Origin of the sequence: Fodinibius sp., from assembly GCF_041642155.1 — a bacterium.
Lineage (GTDB): Bacteria > Bacteroidota > Rhodothermia > Balneolales > Balneolaceae > Fodinibius.
Map to the genome: position 1 here is coordinate 1 of NZ_JBEPWZ010000083.1, position 10,996 is coordinate 10,996.

Consider the following 10,996-nt stretch of genomic DNA (forward strand, 5'->3'; position numbering starts at 1 on the left):
AAATAAGTGCTGGAAATGAATGCGGTTCCAAAGGCTGTGCCGTCCAGGAAGCAGGGCCTTTGTGTTTACGTATCTTGCCCTATTTTAGCCTTAGAATTATTCATACCGAAATGATTTACCTATAGGGGCAGGATAACGAAATAAGGAAGTCCTCGAAATAAAAAAGTCCTCATCAGGTAAAGCAACCATAACCCGATGAGGACTTTTATAATTCGGCGAAGTGTTACCGGCCGTACGGCCGGGCGATACCGATCCATGCTATGAAGCAGCCAGCTCTCGCAACGTAGAGACCAGTTTTTGTATTTTATCCTGCTGAGAAGCATTTCCGGACCTGTTTTGCACCTCGTCAGCCAAGTCGGCAAGGAGTTCCCGTTGCTCAGCGCCGGAAGCGGATTCTGCTTCGGAGAGCCCCTCCCTGGTGGCTATGATTCGTTCTATGGGCAGACCTTCCCCCCGTTCAAGCTGATCGAGGTAGGCTTTGGCAAGAGCAAAAGTAGCCGGCCAGTCGTATTTGGGCTGTCCCTGTGGATTAAGCTGCTCAAACCTCACGGTGTTGGCCGCGGCAATTTCATTTTCGGTGAGATACGGACTCGGTTTAAGCTCAAAGATATCGAGTCCCCGCGCAATCTCCGAGTTAACAATGGCGCCGTTGTACCAGTAAACCGACCAGCTTCCTCCCATCTGCATGCGGGTAGAGTCCACGGGACCGCGATCGTGGTAGGCGATCTCAACCGGGTTTTCGGGATCGGTCCAGTCAAAAACAGAAATTCCGCCCTGGTACCACGACTGGACCATGATGTCACGATCCGGCACTGGAATGAGCGATCCGTTGTGTGCCACGCAATTTTCCTGTTCTGTTTGCGGAGCGGGCATCTTGAAATAGCTTTTGAACTCCATTTCATTGTTGTCGCTGATCGTGAAGATGGCGTTGGCTCCCCATTCCTTCGGATCGTTTTCCCGGCATTTGGGTTGTGCGCCGCCGCCCCATTCATCCGTAAAGAGAACTTTGTCCCCTTCATTATTAAACGTAGCAGAGTGCCAGTAGGCGAAATTGGAGTCGGCTACCGCGTCTACACGCATGGGATTTTCAGGATCTTCAATATCCAGCAGGAGGCCGTATCCTTCACAGGCTCCGCCCGCCAGACCGATTTCCGGGTACAACGTAATATCGTGACACTGGTTGGGACCTCTTTCCTCGGTTTCATCTTCATCGCGGTCGGCGTATCGAGCTTCCATGATTTCGGGAAGCTTCTCACGCAGCGCTGCACTGTCGGCGGCTGTCGGTTCACCGCTGCCCCCCCGTGCACGTACGATCTCATTGAGCATGGTCTGTATCATGCCGGAGGGAAGGATACGTGGCTGACCGGCGAACTCAACAACAAAGGCACCCTCTTCTTCGGCCTGTTTAATTTCAGCGAGATCCTCGGGAGACAGCCCATGAGTGGGAGGAGCATCCAGGTCGTCAAAAATACGCGGTGAGTTTACGATGGCGGCCTGTTCGGGGTGATCGAGTGGGACCTTTATCACCTCGATGCGAAAAAGGGCCGTATTCGGATCCTCATCCGGCATAGCGCTGCTACAGCCGGGCAGTTCTTCTTCCGGGCGTACCGGGGCGGATCCGGATACGTAGACATATACATTTTCTTCGTCTTTGGGATCGTCCAGTACGGAGTGAGTATGAGAGCCCCGGCAGGTCTGAACGTTGGATACATACTCCGGATTTTCAATATCGGAGATGTCGAAAATCCGGATGCCGCGGAGGCGTTCCTCACTCACCGTTTTGTCAACCCCTTCCGTACCGCAGTCAAGGCGTCCCCCGAATCCCTCCCCCGAGACAAACAGCAGGTCTCCGTAGACGGATACATCGCTCTGGGAAGCGGGACAGAGAAAATCGACCACGAGATCGGGAGAAGCCGGATCGGATATATCCCAAACCATAAAGCCATTATAGTTGCCCTGGATGGCATAATTGTCTTTAAAGGCGAGGTCGGAATTTGTGACCCCGATAAAATCCTCCGGGGGTGGTGTTTGGGAAAGCATTTCCAGGTTCCAAATGGCTTCCCCGGCATCAAATAAACCTGCTTCCAATCCCACCCGGGGATCGGGACTCGGAGGATCTGCTTCCGAGAGAGGTTTAATGTCAGAACTGTAGTCCCCCGCGGGCGGGGTCTCCATTTGCGAGGACGGGGCACAGGAATAGGTGCCAAATATTACTACCAGCAATAATAATAGCCAAAGGTAGTGTGAACGGCTTCCGGCAGTACCGGCAGCCGAAAAAGTGCGTGGGTAATCGTAATTCATTGTTATCTCTGTCTCTTTTAATGGTTGATATGCGGTTAATTTAAAAATGGAAATACAATACCGGTGACTGCTGACCCGGATTTCTTCACCAGGAAATATGGGCTAACCCGAGTCGGGTAACTGTTCCAGCATCAGGTTCATGCGATCGATTTCGGTTCTCTGGTCTACCTGTATGTCGGAAGCAAGCCGGAAGGCTTCTTCATCCTGCGCCGCTCCGTCGGTGGCAAAAAGATGTTCAACCATGTGGACGGCCCCCGAGTGATGTTCAATCATATATTCCAGGAAAAGCCGGTTAAACTCAGCGCCCCGGGCATTGGCAAGCTCTTCTATTTGATCTTGGGAAAGTACGCCATGCATCTTTTTATAGCTGGTATACGGTTCACCTTCAATATCGACCATGAGGGTAAGTCCCTCTATCTCTATCTCGGGCACAGGCTGGTCGCGGTCGCGTAGCCACCGCTGCATGGAAGAAATTTCATCTTTTTGGGCGTTAATGATACGGGCAGCCAATCGCTGGATTTCCGCACTTGCATTATTTTCGGGTGCGAGGCGCGACATTACGAGAGCCTGGGCATGGTGCGCGATCATTCCGGTCATAAACTTTACGTCGGCCTCTGTGAAGTGCATTCGTGAACTGTCTATCCGGGACCAATAAAGGGCTTCCAGCTCAGAACGGTCATTGTTATGCTCATTTGTCGAAGGGGACGTTGCGGTTTTTTCCGTGCTTTTGCACGCCGCGGTTCCAATCAGCATAAGACATACTGCAATGATTCTGGGTGTGAATGCTCTTTTAAAACTTTTTCGTATCACGTGTATCTATATATAAAATTATTGAATGGATGTTGTTATCTGTTAGTTGGTGATATTATAAGAAGGCTTGCAAAACCGTTCGTTTGGCCAATTCCTGCATTTTTGTGCATTTGATGTTCTCACATATGCTAACCCGGATTATTCACGAAACAGTAAAAATTAAAGATTAAGTCATTGTTATTGTTAGACATCTCGAAAATTAAGCATAGCGCAAATTTGAGGGCAGTCGCAAAGCGCTGCGAAATTGAGCCGTGCACTTCGTTGAAGGAAAAAATGACGTGCTCAAGGTACATAAGATAAGTACCCTGCTGCCGCTATTTTTCCTTCGCCTCGTTCACGACCAAACTTCCTGGTGATTAATCCGGGTCATTATGCTGTGGTTTTAAATGCGTTCAGGGGTTGATGGTGACTAAAATCCCTGGTTTCTCAAAGGATTCAGTAAATTAGTATAACTGGGAAAAACCAGAACCGTACGGTTGACGTTCATGGTTAGATTCCCCTTTCTGACTCTATGGATAACATAGTGAACAAAAATAACCATTTTTTATCGATTTTCCGTTCCCAATTTCCATAGTGTCATCCGGGATGATACCAAGGGCGGACCAGGATTTGTATGGATATAGATATAATTACGCTTTGTGAGTGCCCGGGCAGCCGCGAGTGAATTTTTAAGATTGTTATCCCCCGGTCAGAAAATGATAAATTTCAGTAGCGGCCTTGTCCCAGCTAAAACGGCGCGCCCTTTTCATCCCGAGCTCTGTAAGTTTGGTTTGCAGGTGCGGGGAATCCAATAGCTCCAGGATGGCTTCTTTGATGGCGTTTATATCAGTGGGAGTAACCTTTAATGCCGCATCGCCCGATATTTCATCAAGAGCCGTGGTGTTCGACGTTATTACCGGGGTTCCGCAGGCCATCGCTTCTATGACGGGCAGTCCGAATCCTTCAAACAGGGAAGGAAGCAAAAAACCGGCGGCTCCGGAATAGAGTGCCGGCAGGTCCTCATCGTCCACATAACCCAACAGTTGGGTGGCCTCACCCGACATATTGAGATCAAGGCTGCTGAAGTTTGCGTTGCTTCCGCCGGCAATAGCTAATACGAATTTCCTCATTTTTTCCTGTTCTCTGCAACGTTTCCAGGCTTCTACCGTCCGCTTGAAATTCTTTCTGGGATCAAGGGAGCCGAGTGTAAGCACGTATGGAGTATTGAGTCCGTATTTATTTCGGGTGTTTTGGATGGTAGTGGCTGCGGCGGGCTTGAAACGATTGATATCCACCCCATTGTATACAGCTTTAACTTTAGCCGGGGGGATATCCAGGTGGGCACAGATTATATTTTTGGAAAATTCCGAAACGGTCAGGATGCCTTTCGCCCGCTTGGCAACCTGTGGAATGAGTGTCCTTTTCCACAGGGAATAAGAAGAGGAAAACCACTCCGGGTGCGGGAAAACGGCAATGTCATGAAGCGTTATCACATGATTCTGAGCAAAAACGGGTCCGCTGTTGGCCGGGGACCAGAGTAGATCTTCCCGGTCTTTCCGGGCGGGCAACACCAGTTGCTGCCACAAATTGCCTCCTATCCTGCCCGATGCAAATGCTCCCTGCGGGGTAAGAATTTCATAGGCATAGCCACTGCGGTCAAAACTTTTGAGAATCTCCCGTCCGTATCGCTGTACGCCCGTCAACTGCTGCTGAAGAAAATGTCCGTTGATATACACTGTGTTTGCCATCTCTCTGTTTATAATAGGATAAGTTTAATAATAGGATAAGTTTAAAACTTATTCAGGTTTCCAGGCGGCGAGGTTACGGCCGATCAGCTGTTCCGTTTTGTTAATGTCGGTCTCGAAGAGGGCATAGAGTTCCATGCGGAGCCTGGCCGGAATGTCCAGGTCACTTTTGCGGATATTGACTGAACGGAACAGCTGAAGGGCCCGGTGGGTGATGGCGGGAGGAATAACTTTGTTTATCGTGGCCTTGTAGCCGAGAATCCAGTTTACCGCCCTTGAGAGCATCCAGCTCCGGGCCACCCCCGAAGCATTGCGTTCTTGCTGTTCAAAATCATAGTCATAGGTTCCCAGACCCAAACAATCGGTAATCTCGTGTATAACTTCAGCAATATCTTTTTTGATATCCTCAAACAAAAAAATTCGAATTTGCTCCGGTTCAAAATAATCGAAATAGCGCTGGATTTGATTGTGATACCGGCCCATGGCGGTCAGGTGCCACGAAAACTCCCATCCCTCCCGGATCCGTTCCTGCTCGCGGCGTATGGCCTCCGCAAAGGAAACGGTTTCGCGTCCGTCTCGCAGCAAGTGCTTGTAATGGGAAAAAGCGCGCTCTACAGGGTTCCTGATAATGATGATAATAGTGCTTTCCGGGTCATACGCTGCGATCTGTGAGGCCGCTGTTGTGCTGTACAGGTAGGAAACGGATGCATCAAGCTTCACGGCGTGCTTCCGTTCAGGCTTATACAACTTATGATAGCTGTTTAGCGTGTCGGTCCAAACGGTGCTGTCGTCTCCGGGTCCGCTGCCGGGCTTCACGGGGTCGGAGCTGTTGTCAATATTGCTGAAAAAATTCGGTTCCTTTACGACCGGAGTACACACTTCCGGGTGTTGATTTAACAGGTAGTAGAGAGCCGTCGTGCCGGATTTGGCCGCACCTGCGATAAAGGTATTCCGAAGATTCTGCATATCGGGTTATTTAGGTTATTGGCGGATGTTCTGGGAGGTCGTTTACGTTCGGCAGAACTCTGATCCATTTTCTAAGTACGATTAAATGCGTTTGTGTAGTTTTCTATTTTTCTGTTGAGAACCAAAAGACTACTGTTCCGGTGTGATCCGCAAGATCACATCCGGACTGTTCAATAACACGTAGAGTGCGCCGTCGGGACTCATTTCGATATCACGGACGCGGCCATAATTTTTTAAAATCATCTCTTGTTCGGTTACCTGGTCCTTGTCAATGACCAGCCTCCGTAACTCTTCAAACTTCAAGGCTCCAACCAGCAGGTTGTTTTGCCACTTGGAAAACAGTGGACTGCTGCTAAATTTAGCAGCGCTTACGGCAATGGAGGGAGTCCATTGGATGACGGGTTGTTCCATGCCTTCCCGGTGTGTCCTGTCCGATACCTCGCTTCCGTCGTAACCGACTCCATACGTGATAGCCGGCCAGCCATAGTTTGTTCCCTTTTTCAGGATATTCAGTTCATCGCCTCCCATGGGACCGTGTTCAGTCGCCCATATCTCCCCGGTTTCGGGATGCTGATCGATACCCTGTACATTGCGGTTGCCAATGGTAAATATGGCATCCAACGCACCCGGGTTGCCTGCATAGGGGTTATCTTCAGGGATACTGCCGTCGGGATGAATACGGTATACCTTGCCCGGGGCCTGGCCCACATCCTGCGAAGCTTCTCCTCTTGCCATATCGCCGATTGAGAAATAAAGATAGCCCTCCCGGTCAAATAAAAAGCGGGATCCCCACCGGTTTCCTTTTCTGACCAGCAGTGAGTCAGGGACTTCAAACAGGGTTTGTTCGTCCGTCCACTGATGATTGTCGATCCGACCCCGAACCACCTTGGTCATCGCCCGGGCATTGGTATCGTTTATATCTTCGGGTGTAAAGCTGAATGCCAAATAGATCCACCCGTTTTCCTCATATTCTGGATCTACGGTAATATCCATGTAACCGCCCGTCCTGAGCTCCTGGGTGGGAGGGACTCCTTGAATGGGTCGGGGATCCAGGTTCCCTTTTACCAGCCGGCGGATGGTTCCTTTTCGTTCGGTGAACAGGGCGTGATCTGAATCGATGAAAGTAATTCCCCAGGGTGTTTCTATATCCTGATCCACTAATTTTTCTATCCGGAGGGTGTAATGGGAGGTCTGAAGGCGGGCGGGAATGGGACGGTCTTCAGCGGAAGCATTTTGGGAGGCAATAATATAATCCACTACCGCTTCCACTTCCTCGTCATCCAGTACCTCTCCAAAAGCGCTCATTTCGGTGTCAGGAATTCCGTAAGTGATATTCCGGATCATCGACCCGCGGGTTCGCCCGTATTTCAACTCCGATATAGTGAGTGAGGAGGCTGAATTGCCTTCCAGTTGCGCACCGTGGCAACCAGCGCAATATGTTTTGTAAATCTTATTTCCTTCATCCTGACCATATAAACAGGTGGTAGTAATTGTCAGAAGAAGTGAAACGAACCAAATTTTTTTCATCTGTTAATTAAACGAATGATTAAACGCTGAACCGGGTTCACTTATATAATAAAAGCATTATACAGATACAACATTCTTGTTGCAGCGTATATCCAAACATATAATATCATCAAAGATGAAATTACTTAAAATAATTGTTTTCATCAGTATAGCGGGACTACTTGTCAGTCTGACATCTGCCCCGGCAAAAGCACAAGCCGGCAACGATAATCGCGGTAATTTTGGAATAGGGGTAATGATCGGTGAGCCCACGGGTATTTCTGTCAAATCCTGGAACAGCATGCGGACGGCATTTGATATTGGGGCGGCCTGGTCGCTTACCGGGAGAGAGGAGGCGCTTCATTTGCATTCTGATTTTTTATGGCACTCCTGGTTCAGCAATGCGGAAGACCTCGCTTTTTACTACGGCATAGGTGCCAGGGTGATATTCGCTGACGAGGCGACGGCAGGCGCCCGGTTTCCTCTGGGATTAAACTTTATCTTTCAAACGATTCCCTTTGATCTGTTTGTTGAAGCAGTACCTATTATAGATTTAACGCCTGATGTGGAACTGGCGGGCAACGGGGCGGTCGGCCTCCGTTACTATTTCTGAGTGATTTGCGGGGCGAGGCCCTGATAAAATCCATTTTTTATTCGTGTTTACAAAAAAGGAAATAACACAAGGATAGATACGTTTTTAGACCGGAAATAATACGAACTATTAAAAAGGAGTAACTATGGATATTAAAGAGAGAACCCGAAAAGAACTGGATGAACGAATCCAGGCACTGGAAGGAATCATTGCCCGAAAAGGCGTGGGCGCAGGTTATCGCCAGAAGATCGATCGCATCCAGCGAGATGTGAATATTGCCTTGATGCTCGGTGCGACCTCGGCTATTCTGGGATTGACCATCTGGGCGGTGACGAAATCCAGGAAAAAGTAAATTTGACCGCTATAACAACTGGCAGGGATAGTGTAACCTACACGCTGTCCGGTTTGTTTGGGTGACGGGATAAGTACAGTGGCTGATGTTGCTGATAGAAAGAGTTCATCTTTGGCGGATTGACGTTTTGTTTATGCTTCACCCTTCAGGGTAAACCTGAACGTGTTTCCTGTATCCGGCTCACTTTTCAGCCAAATACCGCCCCGCGATCTTCCCACTGATCTAAATTGCCAAAAGCTTGTTTAATTTTTTTGCTTGGATGCGAGGGTAATGCCTCCCCGTAATTTTTTCCTAAAGGGGAGATAGGGGCCCTTTAGGGCTGGATTAAGTAATAGCAGTGTATGTATTTATACATGCAGATCTTATAACTGAGCCTAATATCGGTTATAGTATTTTTCTATCAGAGAAGAACAAATGATTTAGTTAGTTTGTATTTCTTCAAACAAAAATAATAAACCAATCATAGCATGGATAACAACGGAAGTCAGACTACAAGTACCGAAGGTAACAACTTGAGTAGTGAAAGTAAGTGTCCTTTCCATAATGGGGCATCAAGAAAAGCTGCGGGTGGTGGTACCACAAATCGGGACTGGTGGCCGGACAAACTGAATTTGAATATTCTTCGACAGCACTCTTCCATATCTGATCCGATGGATGAGGATTTTGACTATGCGAAAGCGTTTGAGAACTTGGATCTTAACGATGTAAAAGCAGATATCGAAGAGGTGATGACAACCTCGCAGGATTGGTGGCCGGCCGACTGGGGCCACTATGGGGGACTCTTCATTCGAATGGCGTGGCATAGTGCAGGTACATACCGCGTCGCCGATGGCCGCGGTGGCGCCGCCGGCGGGAGGCAACGTTTTGCGCCCCTCAACAGCTGGCCCGATAATGTGAGCCTTGACAAGGCGCGTCGCTTGCTTTGGCCGGTTAAACAAAAGTACGGCCGCAAGCTTTCATGGTCCGATCTGATTGTTCTGGCCGGAAATGTTGCCCTGGAATCGATGGGATTGGAGACATTCGGTTTCGCCGGGGGACGTGAAGATGCCTGGCAGCACGACGAGGCTGTGGATTGGGGTTCCGAAGAAGAATGGTTGGGAGATGAGCGTCACACTGAAGAGGGAGACCTCCAAGGGCCACTTGCAGCCGACCATATGGGTCTTATCTATGTGAACCCGGAAGGGCCGAACGGGGAGCCGGATCCGGAAAAAGCAGCGCACTTTATTCGGCAGTCGTTTGCCCGAATGGCAATGAACGACGAGGAAACAGTAGCGCTCATAGCCGGGGGACACACCCTTGGGAAAGTGCACGGCGCTGCTCCAGAAGACAGCATGGGTCCCGAACCGGAAGCAGCACCCATTGAAGAGCAGGGGTTCGGCTGGAAGGGTAGTCACGGCACCGGTAAAGGTCCCGATACCATTACCAGCGGACTTGAAGGGGCATGGACCAATAATCCGATTGAATTTGACATGGGATTTTTTGAAAACCTATTCGGATATGAATGGGAGTTAACCAAAAGCCCCGCAGGCGCATGGCAGTGGGAGCCCGCGGACGGAGCAGGAGAAGGTACTGTTCCCGATGCGCACGATCCGTCTAAGAAAAATGCGCCTATGATGCTCACGACGGATCTCGCCCTGAAAGTAGATCCGGAGTACGAGAAGATTTCACGACGATTTTTTGAGAATCCGGATGAATTTAGAGAAACTTTTGCCCGTGCATGGTTTAAGCTCATCCACAGGGACATGGGACCAAAATCGCGTTACCTGGGACCGGAAGTCCCTGAGGAGGATTTGCTCTGGCAAGATCCTGTTCCTGAAGTGGATTATGAACTCATTGACGAACAGGACATTGCCCGGCTAAAGGAAGAAATACTGAACTCAGAATTGTCGGTATCTGAACTGGTAAAGACGGCCTGGGCATCGGCGTCTACCTACCGAGATTCGGATAAACGAGGAGGGGCCAACGGCGCTCGAATTCGCCTGGCTCCGCAAAAGGACTGGGAAGTGAACAATCCGGAACAATTATCCAACGTGCTAAAGAGGCTGGAAGGCATCCAAGAAGTGTTCAACAGTTCACAGTCAGGCGATAAGAAGGTTTCCCTGGCCGATCTGATCGTCCTGGGCGGATGTGCCGCCGTCGAGAGGGCCGCGAAGAATGCCGGTTATGACCTGGAAGTACCGTTTGAACCGGGCCGTACTGACGCTTTGCAGGAGCAAACAGATGTCGATTCGTTCGGCTGGCTCGAGCCGAAAGCGGACGGATTCCGTAACTATGTCGGGGACGGACCGAACCGGTCGACGGAGGAACTGCTGCTGGATAAAGCGGAATTGCTGACGCTTACACCCCCTGAAATGACGGTTCTCCTGGGTGGCATGCGTGCGCTTAATGCCAACTATGATGGGTCTGATCATGGAATTTTCACTGATCATCCGGAGACACTGACGAATGACTTTTTCGTGAAGCTGCTCGATATGAGTACGGTATGGAAGTCGGTTTCAGATGATCGGGAAGTGTTTGAGGGCCGCGATCGTAATACAGGGGAAGTTAAGTGGACCGGTACCCGGGCCGACCTTATTTTCGGTTCAAACGACGAACTGCGTGCCCTTGCTGAAGTCTACGCAGCTGAAGATGCCAATGAGAAGTTCGTAAGGGACTTCGTGGCGGCCTGGGACAAGGTTATGAACCTGGACCGTTTCGACCTGGACTGATTTCAGCTGCGATGCTCTTGACAGACATACATCATTA

General features: G+C 49.7%; 8 protein-coding genes. 3 read left to right on the forward strand and 5 right to left on the reverse strand.

The genetic code is table 11. The features are described 5' to 3' along the window. Positions 1-258 precede the first annotated feature (258 nt). From ACESLU_RS06930 to ACESLU_RS06950, 5 genes are all read right to left on the reverse strand, one after another. The gene (locus ACESLU_RS06930) at positions 259-2,301 is read right to left on the reverse strand and encodes an LVIVD repeat-containing protein (protein ID WP_372637031.1); all 2,043 of its coding nucleotides are present in this window, start codon (positions 2,299-2,301) and stop codon (positions 259-261) included. 102 nt (positions 2,302-2,403) lie between these two features. Beyond that, a complete protein-coding gene (locus tag ACESLU_RS06935; protein WP_372637034.1) occupies positions 2,404-3,054 on the reverse strand; it encodes a DUF305 domain-containing protein in 651 nt (216 codons plus the stop codon). 734 nt (positions 3,055-3,788) lie between these two features. Continuing rightward, entirely contained in the window at positions 3,789-4,838 is a 1,050-nt protein-coding gene (locus ACESLU_RS06940; protein WP_372637036.1) for a glycosyltransferase family 4 protein, read from the reverse strand. 48 nt (positions 4,839-4,886) lie between these two features. Then, a complete protein-coding gene (locus tag ACESLU_RS06945) occupies positions 4,887-5,801 on the reverse strand; it encodes a sulfotransferase (protein WP_372637038.1) in 915 nt (304 codons plus the stop codon). A 129-nt stretch (positions 5,802-5,930) separates the two neighbouring features. Next, the gene (locus ACESLU_RS06950) at positions 5,931-7,328 is read right to left on the reverse strand and encodes a PQQ-dependent sugar dehydrogenase (RefSeq protein ID WP_372637040.1); all 1,398 of its coding nucleotides are present in this window, start codon (positions 7,326-7,328) and stop codon (positions 5,931-5,933) included. 115 nt (positions 7,329-7,443) lie between these two features. On the opposite strand from ACESLU_RS06950, the gene ACESLU_RS06955 reads away from it, so the two are divergent. The 3 genes from ACESLU_RS06955 to katG all read left to right on the forward strand — a co-directional run bounded on the left by ACESLU_RS06955 (position 7,444) and on the right by katG (position 10,959). Beyond that, positions 7,444-7,920, forward strand: a complete 477-nt coding sequence (locus ACESLU_RS06955) for a hypothetical protein (protein ID WP_372637043.1) — start codon at positions 7,444-7,446, stop codon at positions 7,918-7,920. Positions 7,921-8,044: 124 nt separating this feature from the next. Beyond that, a complete protein-coding gene (locus ACESLU_RS06960) occupies positions 8,045-8,251 on the forward strand; it encodes a hypothetical protein (RefSeq protein WP_372637046.1) in 207 nt (68 codons plus the stop codon). Positions 8,252-8,718: 467 nt separating this feature from the next. After that, on the forward strand, positions 8,719-10,959 hold the full coding sequence (katG, locus tag ACESLU_RS06965) for a catalase/peroxidase HPI (RefSeq protein WP_372637048.1): 2,241 nt from the start codon (positions 8,719-8,721) through the stop codon (positions 10,957-10,959). The last annotated feature ends 37 nt before the right edge of the window (positions 10,960-10,996 follow it).

Excerpts from the sequence above, each read along its gene's own strand:
- ACESLU_RS06930 (WP_372637031.1), bottom strand. The coding sequence starts at position 2,301 with ATGAATTACGATTACCCACGCACTTTTTCGGCTGCCGGTACTGCCGGA.
- ACESLU_RS06935 (WP_372637034.1), bottom strand. The coding sequence starts at position 3,054 with ATGCTGATTGGAACCGCGGCGTGCAAAAGCACGGAAAAAACCGCAACG.
- ACESLU_RS06940 (WP_372637036.1), bottom strand. The coding sequence starts at position 4,838 with ATGGCAAACACAGTGTATATCAACGGACATTTTCTTCAGCAGCAGTTG.
- ACESLU_RS06945 (WP_372637038.1), bottom strand. The coding sequence starts at position 5,801 with ATGCAGAATCTTCGGAATACCTTTATCGCAGGTGCGGCCAAATCCGGC.
- ACESLU_RS06950 (WP_372637040.1), bottom strand. The coding sequence starts at position 7,328 with ATGAAAAAAATTTGGTTCGTTTCACTTCTTCTGACAATTACTACCACC.
- ACESLU_RS06955 (WP_372637043.1), top strand. The coding sequence starts at position 7,444 with ATGAAATTACTTAAAATAATTGTTTTCATCAGTATAGCGGGACTACTT.
- ACESLU_RS06960 (WP_372637046.1), top strand. The coding sequence starts at position 8,045 with ATGGATATTAAAGAGAGAACCCGAAAAGAACTGGATGAACGAATCCAG.
- katG (WP_372637048.1), top strand. The coding sequence starts at position 8,719 with ATGGATAACAACGGAAGTCAGACTACAAGTACCGAAGGTAACAACTTG.